The organism is Psychromonas aquimarina ATCC BAA-1526 (assembly GCF_000428725.1).
GTDB classification, from domain to species: Bacteria; Pseudomonadota; Gammaproteobacteria; order Enterobacterales; family Psychromonadaceae; genus Psychromonas; species Psychromonas aquimarina.
On the sequence record NZ_KE386793.1, the window covers coordinates 125,009 to 141,405 of the forward strand.

Below are 16,397 nucleotides of genomic sequence, written 5' to 3' on the forward strand. Positions count from 1 at the left end.
TTATTTTGGCGGAAGCTGATCAATGACAGCAGTATTGCCGTCCATACCGGTGATCATCGCGCGGGTGCCGGCTGTAATGCTTTCGACTGACGCATCATCGGCTAAACGGGCATTCCAGTTAATTCCGGAAAAACGAATTGATCCGCCGTTGATGGTGACCGTTTCACTGACCGGCACTATCTGGCCGATCATATCGCTGCTGTTATCAGCTACGGCTTTTGCACCCTGAAAATGTTTTAACGGTTTCCAGAGAATCAACGCACTGAGAAAACTGAACAGACCGACAAAAAGAAGTTCCATCTCCCAGGTGGAGATTAAACCTAAAGAAACCAGCGCCCCGGTTAATGCACTGCCTATAGCAATAAACAGCAGCGGGCCGCTTAAGCCGATTACTGTTAACTCAACCAGTAAACAGATACCGGCAAGACCGTATAACAGTTTATCGTGGTTATTAAATAAATACTCAAGAATTGAATCCATGCACATATGCCTATAAATTAAAACCGGGGAGTATTTCCTGCTCCCCGAAAAGATTACTCAGCTAATTTAAGTGAACTTGAAACCGCAATTGCCTGAGCAACGGTATTAGCAATATTATCGCCGGTATTACCATCGGTTAAGATAACTGAACCTTCGGCTGCGATAGCCTGATGAGCACCTATTGCCTGCTGCGCCAGGGTTAACTCTACTGCTTTTTTACCTTCCAGGGTGGCCGCCTGCACACCGACTACATGTAAAGCGCTGGCTTCTGCTTCTGCAACCAGGCGGATTGCCTCTGCTTTACCCTGCGCTTCCAGAACCCGTTTCTCTTTTTCCGCTTCTGCAGCTAAAACCTGCTCTGCTTTGGCTGCTTCTGCATCTAATACCCGCGCTCGTTTTAAACCTTCTGCTTCAGTAATCGCAGAGGTTTTAACCCCTTCTGCGGTTAAGATAACCGAACGTTTTTCACGCTCTGCGGTCATCTGCTTTTCCATATCCTCTTTAATTGACTGCGGCGGTGTGATATCACGGATCTCATAACGAGTCACCATCACACCCCAGGGCTGAGTAGCTTCGGTCATTGCCGATAAAATGCTGGCATTTATCACATCGCGGTTCTGGAAACATTCATCGAGTTCCATCGAACCGATCGCGTTACGCATGGTGGTCATCGCCAGCTGGGTTACGGCAAGCTTGTAGTTAGTAACATTATTGGTGGCTGCCCCTGCATCGGTTACTTTCATAAATAAAATACCGTCTATCTGCAGGGTGATATTATCTTTGGTAATGGCTGACTGTGAGGCAATATCTAAAGACTGCTCTTTAAGGTTACGATCGGCTGCGATTGACTGCACAAAAGGGACAAGAAAATTAAGGCCGGCACTGAGTGTACCGCTGTATTTGCCCAGGGTGTAAATAACGTAGCCGCGGTTTTGCGGTACAAAGTAAATCCCTTTTTTAATAGTAAACAGCAGTACAGCGACAAACCATACCCAGGGAGACGTGATGATATTAAGTAAAAGATATTCCATAAAAACCTCTTTATTATAGTTGCGACATTTTATGACTTCATTTCATCATCTTTTGGTCATAAAAGAAAGATAAATATAAATTGTAAGAGAAAATCGTTAACTCGGCGGCTTTGCAGGCCGGGCTTGTTATGAAACTGTGACGGGAAGAGAGAAAACTGAAGAGCATAGCGCTCTTCAGTAAGAGGTGAAATTAAGCTGGGCTGCTAAATTTCTTATTTGTGCTATTTGTCAGCACGGCCCATAAATTTCTGCTCCGCAGTATTTACTTTGATTTTATCACCCGTTGAAATATGCTCAGGCACTTGAATTGTCAGACCGGTAGATAGAATTGCTGGTTTAGTACGAGCAGTTGCTGAGCCGCCTTTAATTGACGGATCTGTTTCTGTTACTACAAGGTCAACACTAGAAGGCAGTTCAATAGCAACAGGTGAACCATCGACTAAAACTACTTGAATACCCTGGGTATTTTCATCAATAAACAGAACTTCGTCGGCGATGCTCTCTTTATTAAGGTTGTACGGCGTGTAGTCTTCATTATCCATAAATACATACTCGTCACCGTCAAGGTAAGAAAACATAGCGTTTCGGCGTATTAAATCTGCTAAAGTCAGCGTGTCGCTGTCTTTGAATGTTTCATCAGTTTTTGCACCTGATACTACATCATACATACGCATACGATATATGCTGCCGCCCGCACGTCCCTGTGGTACTGAACGTTCAATATCTCTAATAATGTAAACGCTGTTATTGAATTCAACTGCGGTATTTTTTTTAACGTCACTTGCCTTTGGCATTGTTTTTTCCTTTATTGTTATCTGTAATTAGGTTGTTAGTTTTTATATACATCGAGCAGGTTTGGGTAATCCTGCAATTTTAGTTGCCTGCTTTGCCGGGCCCTTTGGGAAGAGGCGGTACAAATAGCGGCTGCTGATTTTATCCTTACCGTACTTTTTTTCCATCGCTTTAACTAATGCGCGGATCGCCGGAGAGGTATTAAATTCAAGGTAAAATTCGCGTACAAAGAAAATCACCTGCCAGTGCTCATCGGTCAGAGTTATAGATTCTAAATCAGCAATATAAGCGCCGAGCTCTTCTGTCCATAATGATGAGTCGAGCAGATAACCCTGCGGATCTGTCGGCAGCTGTTGGCCGTTAAATAACAAAATTATTTTCCCTTATCGTTCAGTTTTATGGTTGAAGTCTACCTGTTGTAACAGCACTTGTATATCCAGGGCGGTAAATGCGATTAAACGCAGCTGCTCTACGATTAATAAAACCTCACTGGACAACATTGGTTTATATTTTTCAAATTCGTCCACGGTTATAACCGGCTGGATTTTATCAGTCTGCTGCTGGTTATAAGCAAGTGCAATCTGCTTTTCTGTGGCGCAGATCAGATGCTGCAGCGCCTGGTTATTTTCAAACCCCTGCATTTTATGGCGATGTGAAGCCAGGGCTGCAATATATGAAACTAATGCATCACAGCGGTTTACTAAGGCGTAAACCTCGCGGTTAAGTTTTTGTTTTGAGCTGGGTTCAAATAACATGCTCTGCCAGGCGCTGGTTAACAGCGCATCACTCTGGAATGTTTGAAAACGTGTTTCGCGATAGTTAAGGTTTTCACTTCTACCGTACTGATACTGCTGACTGACCTGTTTGAAATAGCGCCCGCTTAAATTTAATAACTGATTGACCAGGGAAGGAAAACGCTGAAACTGCCAGTCTGGAAATATAAAACTGATGGCCAGCACACTTAAAAGACAGCCTAATAAAGTTTCACCAATTCTAGCGGGTAAAATTTCCATGCCGCTGCCGGTTAACAGATTAAATATAAACATCACAAACAGGGTAATAAATACCACGGCTAACCCATAGTTAGTGCGCAGATAACTGAAAAAGAAAAAGGCGGTAAGAATTAACAAAACAATCTGAGAGAAGCTCCCGCCAACCAGCATCAGAATAGGATAACCAAGTAGAATACCTGCCAAGGTGCCTAAACTTCTTAGTATCAGGCGTTTACGTGTTTCACTAAAGCTCGGTTGGCAGACAAACAGTACGGTTAATAAGATCCAGAAGCCGTGCGCTAACTGAAAACTCTGCTGCAGGGCAAAAGCGACCAGCAGACTGGTGCTGATTCTTACAGCATGTTTAAAAACGGGATTAGTTGCTTTCATTGACTGTATAAGGGTCTTGAAAATAGACTGTGTCGGCTGGCCCTGTTGTTCAACAGAAATTACCGGGCTTTCTGCCTGTTCAACCGGATCATAGCTGCACAGGCTTAATAATAGGTGATCAATACCGCGAATATTGTCATAAATAGCCTGTAGTGCCTGCATCGCTTCATTGTTATTATCAAACTCAGGCTGCTGTTTTAGCAGATACAGCTGATCGGCTAATGCATTAAATGTCCACTTCAGGCGTCGGCTGTGCTGATATGGTTTTTTATCATTAACTGCGGCACCAAGCTGGTAGTACTCTTCGCTGAGCTGTAAAAACAGCTGATGATAACCTTCTAAAATCTGGCTTTTCCCGAAGGTAATTTCTAACTGACTGTAAAGGTATTGACTGGCACTGATGCGTTCATGAATCTGTTCGGCAACGAAATAATAGTAGTTCAGTTTATTAAGTTCAGACTGCTGCTGACAGACCTGAAAACGCGACTGAATAATACGTTTTGACTGATCTAGACGCGCCATAATGGCAATATTCTGTACCGCTAACTGCTGACGGACGGAAAAAATACCTTCTCTGCTGGTGCCTTCTATTTCGTTAAACAATGCAGATTTCTGCTGCTGATAACGGCTTAATGAGAAAAACAGCTGCGCTAACTGCTCGCGCAGTGAGCGGTAGGGGCTGTAGAAATTCCAGATAATTGAAAACAGGCCGTACCATAAAGCGCCGAGGCTTAATAAAAGCGGCTGCTCATACCAGTTAATGCCGCTCTGGTGTCCGATCATGGTATAGATCGCAACTAGAATTGCGCCGAATCCCACTTTACTGTAATGCGTACCGAGTGCCGCCAGCATCATAAAAACAAAACTTGAGGTTAATAAACCTAAGCCGAATAGAATCGGATAGGGCATTAATAATTCTACGCTGGCGGATGCAATAAAAAAGCAGATCACAATGGTAAGAATAAATTTACGCCGGTTTTTATAATTATCATCGGTTTCTACGATGGCACTGGCCATCACCCCTAAGCACAATGAGATTGACATCTGCAGACTGGACTGTTCAAAAAAGGGCAGTAAATTGTAGTTAAGCACCGGAATAAAAGTAATACTCATTGCAATTAAAACGCGCAGTCCGGAGTGAACATTTGAGTCGGAAACAAGTTTGCGGGCGATGTTTTTAAAACTGCTAAGCGAGCGGGATGTTTTCATTAATATCAGTCTAGTAGTATGTCTTTGATTAGTTCAGCGTACTGAGTTTATTTCTATTCGATTTAAAATCTAAATAGAAAATATAAAGGCAAAGTGTACTGATTCATGTGACATCAGACAATTGTTTTGCGACAATATGTATTCAAACAGCTTAAAGGTGTCAAAATTTGTACCTGTTAGGCAGCTTGAGGATATATTCAAGTAGTTAAAGTCTAATAATAACGATATCAATAATGTGATTTTGTACTGCGCGGGAAAATTAACTCCAGCAGGGCATAAGCTGCCGAAACCGCTTTTTCCTTTATATGATTTATTACAAATGCGGACAGAGCAGGACGGCTCACTTACTGGGTCTGTTTATTATCAGTATTACCCCTATGAATCATTACCAAAAGAGAGTTGAACAATGTCTGCACAAATAATAGACGGAAGAGCAATTGCAGCCGCAATTACTGATAAAGTTGCGAAGGGTGTTTCAGCTAGAGTTAATAAAGGTTTACGTGCTCCCGGTCTTGCTGTTGTTTTAGTTGGAAGCGATCCTGCTTCTGAGGTTTATGTCGGCAGCAAACGCCGCACCTGTGAAAAAGTCGGTTTTGTCTCTAAATCATATGATCTGCCGGCTGATATCAGTCAGGAAGAATTATTAGCCCTAATTGATGAACTTAATGCGGATACAACGGTTGACGGCATTTTAGTTCAGTTTCCGTTACCGGAAGGCTTAGATGAAACCTTAGTAATTGAACGCATCCATCCGGATAAAGATGTTGATGGTTTTCATCCTTATAATGTCGGCCGCTTAGCACAGCGTATTCCGCGCCTTCGTTCATGCACCCCCCGCGGTATGATCAGCATGATCGAGGCAATCGGTGTAGATATTAGAGGTAAGCATGCCGTTGTGGTCGGCGCATCGAATATCGTCGGCCGTCCTATGACCCTTGAGCTGTTATTAGCCGGCTGTACAACAACCTGCTGTCACCGCTTTACCGAGGATTTGGAGCATCATGTAAAACAAGCTGATGTATTAGTGGTCGCCCGCGGGCAGGCGAATTTTATTCCAGGTGAGTGGATAAAAGAGGGCGCAATTGTATTAGATGTGGGTATCAACCGTTTAGAAAACGGTAAACTTGCCGGTGATGTTGATTTTGAAAGCGCGAAAAAGCGTGCCGCCTGGATTTCCCCTGTACCAGGTGGTGTCGGTCCTATGACGGTCGCTACATTAATTGAAAATACCCTGTTTGCCTGTAATGAGTTCCATACAAAATAAACAATTTGTTTTCTTCTGCGTACTAAAGAAGGAGAGTGCTGCTCTCCTTTGTCATTTTTGCCGCCGGGCTTAAAGCATGGATTTACTTGTCTCAGCTTGAATTAAGCGTGAGTTAAATTAATATCTTTATTTTCTCTGCAGTACGCTTGTTTTCCTTTGTTAAATAATTGATTAGCTGAATAATTTAACAAAACATGCAAATAAACTGTGAAGATCAGCAAATTACTTCTATTTAACTGCAATTATTGAGTGATCTCTGTGCATATAAAGAATATCATAGTAGTATTCGATATTTGTTAATCAATGATATTTTATAAAAACATCAATTAGCTGGAAATAATGTCCTAGACAGCCTGTTATTTGTACTGCTGGGCGTGTTTTTTGCTGTTGTATATCATGAAGATGGCGAAAATTGCTTTACACTGCATATTGTAAATTTAAAAAGTCAATAAAATGGTATAGACATTGCATCTATACAGTGTAATGAAAATGAACAGAATGAAAATTGAATAGAGCACCTTTCATTTTGAACATTGTAAACAGGATACTGACTTAAAGGGAATAGCGTATGGCGCAATACAATCAAACTGAAGAAGAAGTAATTAGTTCGAATATATCAACTTATGAGCCACTAAATAAAGATGCGGATTCAAAAGGAGTAGTTGATATGGCTAAATATAAACAGCCGGACGAAAAAGTCAGTTCTGAAACATCTGCTTTTGAACAAGTTATGTCGCAGATGAATATTGCGGATCGTCATGCTTTTGACATGCACTATGATAAGCTGTGGGCTGAAGCGAGTGATGAAAATGAACTGCTGTCAGTGCTGATCTGTGAGATTGATTTCTTTAAAGCTTATAACGATAATTATGGTCACCAGGCCTCTGCTTTCATGTTATTAGTGATTGGTTTGGCCCTGAAAAATACCTGTGAAGAATTCGGCTGTTTTTTAGCGCGTTACAGAGGTGATGAATTTGCCATTTTAATTAAAGGTGGTGATGTTAAAAAAACACGTGATATTGCTGAAACACTGCGTCAGGCGGTGGAAAAATCTCGTACAGAGCATAACTTCTCTGACGTAAGCGATATTGTTACCTTGAGTATCGGCATCTCCAGTATTTTCCCTACCTCCATGAAAATTCTAATGAATGCTGCCGGAAGTGCACTAACTTCCGCCAAGGTGTCTGGATATAATCAGGTTTGCGGACATGCTGAGCCTGAAGATAAAAACAGCGGCTTATTACCGGTTAACGATACTTTACTGGCTGCGCAGATAAAAGAACAGCTTGATACTGAAAAAGATGATTTTGAACGCCTAATGAGCGAAATGAATATTTTTGATCGCCGTGACTTCAATAGTTATTTTGTTAAAACCTGGCAGGAAGCAAGTAAAGCCAGTGAACTGCTTTCTATGGTTATGTGTGAAATAGACTTTTTCCAGGAGTTTATGGATCACTACGAAAAAGAAACCAGTTATGATGTTTTATTAATTGTTGCTTGTACATTAAAGAATAAATGTGAAGAATTTGACTGCTTTGTGGCACGTCTTGAAGGTTCAAAGTTTGCCATTTTAATTAAAGGCGGCAATGCAACTAAAGGACTTAAAGTGGCAGAAAGTATTCGAGTCGCACTTGAAGAGTTAAATGTTGAACATGCTCAATCACCGGTTAAGAACGCTCTTACGATGAGTATGGGGCTGTCTAATATTTTCCCAAGTGAAATGAATTCAATGAAAATGCTGATGGCTAAAGTTGACAGTGCTTTAAGTGATGCTAAAACGTCGGGTCATGACCAGATAAGCGTTAATTAAAAACTGTTGTAAAAATATTATAGAAAACCTGTTCGTTAATAACGAACAGGTTTTTTTTTGCCTGTTTAAAGGTATTTAGAGTCTCGCAGGAGCATTTCACGGTTTTGCCATCGCGTAAAAAAGATAATAAGGCGCAGCTAGCTTGAGCAGCAGAGGAATGAAAACAGCACAACTATTTAACAACTTAGAGTAGAAGCGGCTGTTATCGTCATAAGAAGCTCTTATATCTTTATTATTAATACAGTTAATATTGTGAAAAATAATTGATTTAAAGCTCTATGTTTATGTCTTTTTGTTGATTTATTGTTTCTTTTTTAAAAGCCTGGCACTTTTTTTATGGTTTTTTTATTGTTGTTTTCTCTCATTTTGTGAGCTTATATTGCGCTTGTTATTGGTGGGTGCGCTTGTATATTCTGTTTGAGCATCGCTTGTTTTGTTTAAAATCACCATTAGCGGATAAATTGTAATTTCTTATGACAGTGATGATTTTATAATTTTTGTGTTCGCTTTCGGATCTTAAAGTGTGATCTATCCGTTGATTTTTAAATACAAATTAAATTGTTAATAATAAGTTAAGCGTGTCTATTGGAGTACTTTATAGGCGTTTGAAAATTATTTTAAAAGATCTGCGTGAAAACGTTTACCCCTTGGCGCTGCTGCGTTTAGCTGTTATTTGTCAAGAAAATTTATCTTGTTTTGCTGTTTGTATTTTATACAAAAAATGCTTGTAAAATGTATGTGTTATAGAAAATCAGAAAAGTTCATTTTTATTGCAAATTTTTTTTAGCTTGATAGTGTAACGGCCATGCAGTGGGGACACGCTGCAAATTCAGGAAGAATATGAAACTGTGTACTTAATTTAAAAGGGCAATGGAAATGAAAAAAACAATACTGGCAGTTGCAGTAACAGGTTTAATGGCGGCTTCTGCGCAGGCTGCAAATGTTTATGATGCAGACGGCGTGAGTGCTGACGTTTACGGTCGTATGCAGTTTGATATTAGTGACAGCAAAGATAAAACTATGTCAGGTGTCGGTAGTGCGCGTTTAGGTATTAACGCATCATCTGAAATTGCCCCGGGTATCAGAGGTATCGCTAAAGGTGAATGGCAGATTCGTGCTGAAAACAGTGCTGACGATGCTAAGCAGTTATCTGCTCGTCACGTTTACGCTGGTTTTGCAACAGATGACTACGGTCAAGTGGTATTCGGTCAGACTGATACGGCTTTCTACCAGGCTGTTGCGGCAACTGATATCTTTAATACTTACGGTTATTCTGCATTTGCTAATGTTGAAGACGGTCGTCAGGAAGGTCAGATTGTTTATAACGGTACATTTAACAACTTCTACGTAGGCGCTTCTGCACAGTTCGCCGATGATAACTTCAAATACGACTTAGGTAACCCGGATTCAGGCGTTCCAGCACACACTACCGGCGAATATCTTGATAAATCTTATGCTGCAACATTAGGTTACACTGCAGACTTCGGTCTTAGCGTTTATGGTGGTTACCACGCACAGGAATTTAAAGACGGTGATAAAAATAACTATGCATTATCTGCTAGTTACTCTCGCGATGACTTATACCTAGGTGCTGCTTATGTGTGGGCAGAACTTGAAAAAGACGGCGTTACAGGTGAATCTAAAGTAGCTGGTTATGATTTAGTTGCATCTTACGCAATTGATAAAGTATTAGTGTACGGTGGTTATGCATTCCAGGAAGCTAAAGGTAACATCAGTGGTGATAGAGCTGATGAATTTACGTTAGCAACTGCTTACAGCTTTAACAGCAATATGAAAGCCTGGGCTGAATATAAAATTGACCAGATTGACGGTAATGAAAACGAATGGACTGTTGCAGTTCAATACAACTTCTAAGCTGTTTAATATTTAAAGATTTCATTAAATATTAAAAAAGCCCGCTTGTGCGGGCTTTTTGCGTTTCGGGGAAAATAACTTTCTTAAGTCTGCTCTTTGGGCACAAAAAAAGCTGACAAAAAAGGAGATACCAGATCTCCTGTTAGATTTCGTCAGTGGGTGTTTCTACTGGCTGTAAGTTGATAAGAAATTGCCGATTTTTGAAATGGCGCTGCTTAATTCATCCATACGAGGCAGGCAGACAATGCGGAAGTGATCCGGGCGATGCCAGTTAAAGCCGGTGCCCTGTACAACTAATATCTTTTCTTCCATTAATAAGTCCATGGCAAAACGCTGATCATCTTTAATATTGAATTTCTTCTGATCAAGTTTAGGGAACAGATATAAAGCCCCTTTAGGTTTAGTACAGCTTACTCCGGGAATATCATTAAGCAGTTTCCAGGCGTTTTGTGTCTGCTCATATAAGCGTCCGCCGGGAATGATTAACTCATTAATACTCTGGTAACCACCCAGCGATGTCTGTATTGCATGCTGCATGGGTACGTTGGCGCATAAACGCATACTGGCAAGTATTTCTAAGCCGCTGATATAATCACGCGCTTGTTTTTTAGCGCCGCTGATCATCATCCAGCCGACCCGGAAACCGCATACACGATAAGCTTTAGACAGGCCGTCAAAGGTAACAATTAAAATATCATCGGCTAATGTAGCCAGCGGGATATGCTTAGCATCATCGTAAACAATCTTTGAATAGATTTCATCGGAGAAAACGATCAGATTATGCTGACGTGCCAGCTCAACTATCTGCTCTAGTAATTCTTTACTGTACACCGCACCCGTTGGATTGTTGGGATTAATAAGAACAATGCCTTTGGTTTTGCTGGTGATTTTAGACTTGATATCGTCGATATCCGGAAACCAGTCAGACTGTTCATCACAGATATAATGTACCGCTTTACCGCCCGATAAATTGGCCGCCGCTGTCCACAGAGGGTAATCCGGAGCCGGCACTAACAGCTCATCACCGTTATTCAGCAGCCCCTGCATCGCCATTACGATCAGTTCACTTACGCCGTTGCCGATATATATATCATCGGTATCTAAAGAAAGCAGTCCTTTTGCCTGGTAATGCTGCATCACGGCTTTTCGTGCAGAGAACAGACCTTTGCTGTCACAGTAGCCCTGGCTTTGCGGCAGGTTTTTAATCACGTCCATTAACACTTCTTCCGGTGCTTCAAAACCGAACGGGGCGGGGTTACCGATATTAAGTTTAAGGATCCGTTGTCCTTCGTCTTCCAGTTTCTGGGCTTCTTTAAGCACAGGTCCGCGAATGTCATAACAAACATTATCTAACTTATGGGACTTTTCAATGGAATACATGAGAACCTCTTAAAACATTACAGTGCGCACAGCGCATAAAATAGGGAGCATAAATTTGCAGCTTACAAAAGTACCTGATCTTAAAGAGAGTGTGAAGTAAATAAAAGGGGCAAGTAGGGATTCAATCTATTATTATTAATTATTTTCAAGTATTGTTGAAATAATTGCGTATTTTTACTTCAGAACCGGGGCGGCTTTTGACTAAAATTGAAATTAAACATCTAAAAACCCTGTCGACTTTAAACAGTACCGGCAGTTTAGTAGAGGCCGCTAAACAGCTGCATCTTACTCAGTCGGCTTTATCACATCAGTTAAAAGAGTTAGAAGGGCGTCTTGACTGTTCGCTGTTTATCCGTAAATCACGTCCGCTTAGATTTACCGTCTCCGGGCTGCGTTTACTGGAGCTTGCTGAGCAGGTGCTGCCGCAGATCCGCAGCGCAGAGCGTGATCTGTCGCGCCTGGCTTCGGGTGATGCCGGCAGGCTGCATATGGCTATAGAATGCCATTCATGTTTTCAGTGGCTGATGCCGGCTATTGATAAATTTCGCGACAGCTGGCCGGAAGTAGAACTGGACTTCTCCAGTGGTTTTAGTTTTTTACCCTTACCGGCCCTAAAGCGGGGTAATCTGGATTTAGTGGTTACTTCAGATCCGCAGCCCATTGAAGGGATCACCTATATTCCACTGTTTAGTTATCAGCCTATGCTCGCTCTGAGCCGTCATCACCGCCTTGCTAACAAAACTTATATTGAAGCTGAAGATCTTAGCCAGGAAACTCTAATCACTTATCCCGTTGAAAAAGAGCGTCTGGATATTTTCAATCAGTTTTTAATGCCAGAAGGGGTTTCTCCGGCTAAAATCCGTCAGGCAGATATGACCCTGATGATGCTGCAGCTGGTGGCGAGCGGACGTGGTGTCGCCGGGTTACCCAACTGGGCATTATTTGAATATCTGAAAAAAGACTATGTAGTGGCGCGACGTTTAGGTAAAGAAGGATTATGGAACACCTTGTATGCTGCCGTACGTGAAGAGCAGAAATCACTGCCTTATCTGGAAGATTTTATTAAAACTGCGATAGACTGCTGTTTTGCTCACCTTAAGGGGATCAAGGTAGCAGATGCTGCTGAATAAGTGCCTTTAATATCATGAGCTGAATATTTAAACGATTTCACCGCGGGTGCTTTAATAATCTTGACCTTTCATCAATTTTTGTTGTTCATTCATTTGCAGTGTCACGAATAAAAAGTCACACTGAGCGCCTATTTATTTTATATGGTGAGAATGAACAGATGGGTTGTTGTGATGCAAAAGGCTTAATGCCCCTAGAACAAGCATTAACGAAAATGCAGGAGTCTTTATCTAATGTATGCGAGGCAGTAACACTGCCTCTTTCGCAGGCTCTCGGCTTTGCATTAGCAGAAGATATTAAATCTCCATTAAATGTCCCTCCTTTTAACAATTCAGCAATGGACGGCTATGCAGTTAACTACAGTGATTTAATTAACTGCTCACCTGAAAAACCGCTTACTTTAAAGCTGGCTGGTAAATCTTTTGCAGGTGCCCCCTATTCAGGAGAACTTGCTCCCGGATGCTGTATCCGCATTATGACCGGCGCGGTGATGCCTGATTGTGCCGATACTGTGGTTATGCAGGAGCGTACTACAGCCGCTGGTGAGTTGATTACCTTTAGCCAGGCTGCAAAACTTGGCGATAATGTACGCCTTGCTGGTGAAGACCTTAAGCAGGGGCAGGTAGTACTCACTAAAGGTCATAAATTAACACCGCGTGATATCCCGTTAATCGCCTCTTTAGGTTTAGCTGAAATTCAAGTATTCAGAAAATTGAAAGTGGCGGTCATCTCTTCCGGTGATGAGCTTAAAAGCTTAGGTGAAACACTCTGTGAAGGTGATATTTATGACAGCAACCGTTACAGCATTATTGCGTTACTGTCGCGTCTTAATGTGGAAGTAATCGACTTCGGTATTATTAAAGATGATCTGCCTCTGATCCGGGAAGCGGTTCAGTCTGCGGATCAGCAGGCTGATGTGGTGATCACCAGCGGCGGCGTTTCTGTTGGAGAGGCTGACTTTATTAAAGATGTTTTAACCGAGTTAGGCTCCATTGGTTTTTGGAAGTTAGCGATTAAACCCGGCAAGCCTTTTGCATTTGGTAAACTGCCGAACAGCGTATTTTTCGGCTTGCCAGGTAATCCGGTTTCCGCTATGGTCACTCTATATCAGCTTGCTGTGCCTGCGATGGCGGCCATGAGCGGGTTAAAAGCTAAAGCGCCGATCCGCTTTAATGCGGCAGCGGTGCAAAGGCTTAAAAAAGCAGCGGGACGCACTGATTTTCAGCGTGGGACCTATTCTGTTGATGATAAAGGACAGCTGGTTGTTAAATCAACGGGCAGTCAGGGCTCCGGGGTATTCAGCTCCATGAGCCAGTCAAACTGTTTTATTGTGCTTGAACAAGACCGCGGTAATGTTGAAGCCGGTGAAACAGTAACAATTGAGCCGTACAATGCTTTAATGGATTAGTAACACGGTACTAATTAAAAGAACAAAAAGCACAATATAAATATAATTAACTTTTTAGCACAAGTAAGTGCCTGGGAATAACTATGATTAAAACTGATGACGTACATATCACAGCAATTAAAGAACTTTTACCGCCGATTGCATTATTAGAAAAATTTCCAGCAACATCAGAAATAAGCGAAACGGTTGCCGGTTCTCGTCAAGCGATCAGTGAAATCCTAAGCAGAAAAGACGATCGTGTCTTAGTGATTATTGGTCCTTGTTCAATTCACGATACACAAGCCGCGCTTGAATATGCTGAAAAACTGGCGCCGCTGCGTGAAAAATACAAAGACACATTAGAAATTGTTATGCGCGTGTATTTTGAAAAACCGCGTACAACAGTAGGCTGGAAAGGTCTGATTAACGATCCGGAATTAAACGGCACTTTTAATATTAATAAAGGTTTACGCACGGGTCGTAAATTATTGTTAGATATCAATGCAATGGGCCTTCCTGCCGCCACTGAGTTCTTAGATATGATCACCCCGCAGTATGTGGGTGATTTAATGACTTGGGGCGCAATCGGCGCACGTACAACTGAGTCTCAGGTTCATCGCGAACTGGCATCTGGTCTTTCTTGCCCTGTTGGTTTCAAAAACGGTACAGACGGCACAATTAAAGTGGCGGTAGATGCAATTGGTGCGGCTAATGCTTCTCACCATTTCCTGTCAGTGAATAAATTCGGTCACAGTGCAATTGTTGAAACTGCCGGTAATCCAGACTGTCATATTATTTTACGCGGTGGTAAAGCGCCTAACTATAGTGCTAAAGATGTTGCCGCTATCAAAGCGGACCTGAATAAATCAGGTCTGGAAGAAACATTAATGATCGATTTCAGTCATGCAAATTCTGAGAAAAAATTTGAAAACCAGATGAAGGTCTGTGCAGATGTCTGCTCTCAAATTGCCGCTGGTGATAAAGCGATTTCCGGTGTGATGGTTGAAAGTCATTTAGTTGAAGGCCGCCAGGATTTAGTGGACGGTGTTGCATCAACATACGGACAAAGTATCACTGATGCTTGTATCGGCTGGGCTGATACTGAAGAATTATTATCGCAGCTTTCAGCTGCAGTGCAGACGCGGCGCGCTTAATTTTATAAAATGTTTTATTAAGGCACTGTTTCGACGGTGCTTTTTTTTACCTGAAATTTATGAGTTAAGAATATGCACAGTAAACCTGCAAGTGAAACAAAAAATAGACCTATTATGATTTTAGGCTGTACCAGCGATGCCGGGAAATCGCTAGTGGTTACAGCGATCTGCCGTTTACTTGCTAACCGCGGGATAAAAGTTGCTCCCTTTAAAGCGCAGAATATGAGTAACAATGCGGCTGTTACGGCAGACGGTTTAGAGATCGGCCGGGCACAGTATTTACAGTCTCTGGCTGCCAGAGAAGAGCCCTGCTCTGCGATGAACCCGGTGTTGTTAAAACCCAGCGCAGATACCTTCAGTCAGGTAATTGTTAACGGCAGGGTGAATGCAGAGATCGCTGAGCTGCCCTGGATGGAGCGCCGAGAGTTGTTATGGCCTGAGGTTCAAAAATCACTGCAGCAGCTTCAGGAAGAGTACCAGCAGGTAGTTATTGAAGGGGCCGGCAGTCCTGCGGAAATTAATCTGCGCGCCGGTGATATTGTTAATATGTCCGTTGCGCTTGAATGTCAGGCGGATGTTTATTTAGTCTCTGATATTGATAGAGGCGGATCCTTTGCCCACCTTCTAGGCACCTGGGCTTGTCTGGCGCCTGAAGAGCAGAAGCTGATTAAAGGTTTTGTGCTTAACAAGTTTAGAGGTGATCCTGCGCTGCTGGGTAATGCAATGGACTGGTTAGAGGAAAAAACCGGCATTCCTACGGTTGCAAATCTGCCCTATTACCGCCATCAGCTGCCCGAAGAAGACAGTTTTCGACTCGGTGCTCAATGGATGCGCGGCAAGATTAATATTGCGCTGCTTTATTATCCCTATGCTTCAAATCTTGATGAGTTTGATCCTCTGATTTATCAGGAAGATATAAATCTGGTGCCCGTTCATCAGAATGTTGATTTAAGCCAGTTTGATGCGTTAATTTTACCGGGCAGTAAAAACAGCGGTGTAAGTTTAGCATTTCTGCGCGAAACGGGGCTGGATAAACGTATCGCCGACTTTAAACAAAGCGGTAAATTAATACTGGGTATTTGCGGTGGTCTGCAGATATTAGGTGAGCATATAGCAGATCCTTTAAATATTGAAGACGGTGATAAAAACGGACTTGATCTGATTGCTTTACAGACAGAGATCTGCGCTGTTAAATCAACGCGCCGGAGATCCCTTAACTGGCTCGGTGAAAACATTAAAGGTTATGAAATACATCATGGTAAAACAAATGCTGAAGCCGAGGTTTTACCTTTTATTGCACAAGATTTAGGCTGGCGGCAGGGTAATGTATATACAACTTATCTGCATGGTGTTTTTGAAAACAAGGTGTTTTATAACTGGTTTATGAAACAGCTCGGCGGTTTAGAGAACGGTTTTGAATGGTCAGAACATCTTGACTGCGAGTTAGATAAATTGGCCGATATGTTTGCTCTGCACGGCTGGCTGTAAATAGGAGACAGACTATT

13 protein-coding genes are annotated in these 16,397 nt (G+C 42.1%); 7 read left to right on the forward strand and 6 right to left on the reverse strand.

The annotated features are described in order from the left end of the window. The 5 genes from G337_RS0123990 to yccS all read right to left on the reverse strand — a co-directional run bounded on the left by G337_RS0123990 (position 1) and on the right by yccS (position 4,894). Entirely contained in the window at positions 1 to 480 is a 480-nt protein-coding gene (locus G337_RS0123990) for an NfeD family protein (RefSeq protein ID WP_028866102.1), read from the reverse strand. Positions 481 to 533: 53 nt separating this feature from the next. After that, positions 534 to 1,511: an SPFH domain-containing protein gene (locus tag G337_RS0123995; RefSeq protein WP_028866103.1), complete on the reverse strand. Its 978-nt coding sequence runs from the start codon at positions 1,509 to 1,511 to the stop codon at positions 534 to 536. 221 nt (positions 1,512 to 1,732) lie between these two features. Then, complete coding sequence (efpL, locus tag G337_RS0124000) at positions 1,733 to 2,305, reverse strand: elongation factor P-like protein EfpL (protein ID WP_028866104.1); 573 nt, start codon at positions 2,303 to 2,305, stop codon at positions 1,733 to 1,735. Between the two features lie 42 nt (positions 2,306 to 2,347). Beyond that, positions 2,348 to 2,677 (reverse strand): TusE/DsrC/DsvC family sulfur relay protein, encoded by a 330-nt coding sequence (locus tag G337_RS0124005; RefSeq protein ID WP_028866105.1) that lies wholly within the window; start codon positions 2,675 to 2,677, stop codon positions 2,348 to 2,350. Between the two features lie 9 nt (positions 2,678 to 2,686). Further along, positions 2,687 to 4,894 carry a YccS family putative transporter gene (gene yccS, locus G337_RS0124010; RefSeq protein WP_028866106.1) on the reverse strand — a complete coding sequence of 736 codons (2,208 nt, stop codon included), beginning with the start codon at positions 4,892 to 4,894 and terminating at the stop codon, positions 2,687 to 2,689. Between the two features lie 406 nt (positions 4,895 to 5,300). On the opposite strand from yccS, the gene folD reads away from it, so the two are divergent. The 3 genes from folD (at position 5,301) to G337_RS0124030 (ending at position 9,843) form a co-directional block, all read left to right on the forward strand. Then, the gene (folD, locus tag G337_RS0124020; protein WP_028866107.1) at positions 5,301 to 6,158 is read left to right on the forward strand and encodes a bifunctional methylenetetrahydrofolate dehydrogenase/methenyltetrahydrofolate cyclohydrolase FolD; all 858 of its coding nucleotides are present in this window, start codon (positions 5,301 to 5,303) and stop codon (positions 6,156 to 6,158) included. Between the two features lie 568 nt (positions 6,159 to 6,726). Continuing rightward, a complete protein-coding gene (locus G337_RS0124025; protein WP_028866108.1) occupies positions 6,727 to 7,968 on the forward strand; it encodes a diguanylate cyclase domain-containing protein in 1,242 nt (413 codons plus the stop codon). 876 nt (positions 7,969 to 8,844) lie between these two features. Further along, complete coding sequence (locus G337_RS0124030) at positions 8,845 to 9,843, forward strand: porin (protein ID WP_028866109.1); 999 nt, start codon at positions 8,845 to 8,847, stop codon at positions 9,841 to 9,843. 165 nt (positions 9,844 to 10,008) lie between these two features. On the opposite strand, the gene G337_RS0124035 is transcribed toward G337_RS0124030, so the two are convergent. Further along, complete coding sequence (locus G337_RS0124035; RefSeq protein WP_028866110.1) at positions 10,009 to 11,223, reverse strand: pyridoxal phosphate-dependent aminotransferase; 1,215 nt, start codon at positions 11,221 to 11,223, stop codon at positions 10,009 to 10,011. Between the two features lie 197 nt (positions 11,224 to 11,420). Here G337_RS0124035 and G337_RS0124040 point away from each other — a divergent pair, with 197 nt between their 5' ends. From G337_RS0124040 to G337_RS0124055, 4 genes are all read left to right on the forward strand, one after another. Further along, positions 11,421 to 12,353: a LysR family transcriptional regulator gene (locus G337_RS0124040; RefSeq protein ID WP_028866111.1), complete on the forward strand. Its 933-nt coding sequence runs from the start codon at positions 11,421 to 11,423 to the stop codon at positions 12,351 to 12,353. 158 nt (positions 12,354 to 12,511) lie between these two features. Next, positions 12,512 to 13,759, forward strand: a complete 1,248-nt coding sequence (gene moeA / locus G337_RS0124045) for a molybdopterin molybdotransferase MoeA (protein WP_028866112.1) — start codon at positions 12,512 to 12,514, stop codon at positions 13,757 to 13,759. 83 nt (positions 13,760 to 13,842) lie between these two features. Further along, complete coding sequence (gene aroG / locus G337_RS0124050; RefSeq protein ID WP_028866113.1) at positions 13,843 to 14,892, forward strand: 3-deoxy-7-phosphoheptulonate synthase AroG; 1,050 nt, start codon at positions 13,843 to 13,845, stop codon at positions 14,890 to 14,892. Between the two features lie 72 nt (positions 14,893 to 14,964). Beyond that, positions 14,965 to 16,380: a cobyric acid synthase gene (locus G337_RS0124055; protein WP_037028585.1), complete on the forward strand. Its 1,416-nt coding sequence runs from the start codon at positions 14,965 to 14,967 to the stop codon at positions 16,378 to 16,380. The last annotated feature ends 17 nt before the right edge of the window (positions 16,381 to 16,397 follow it).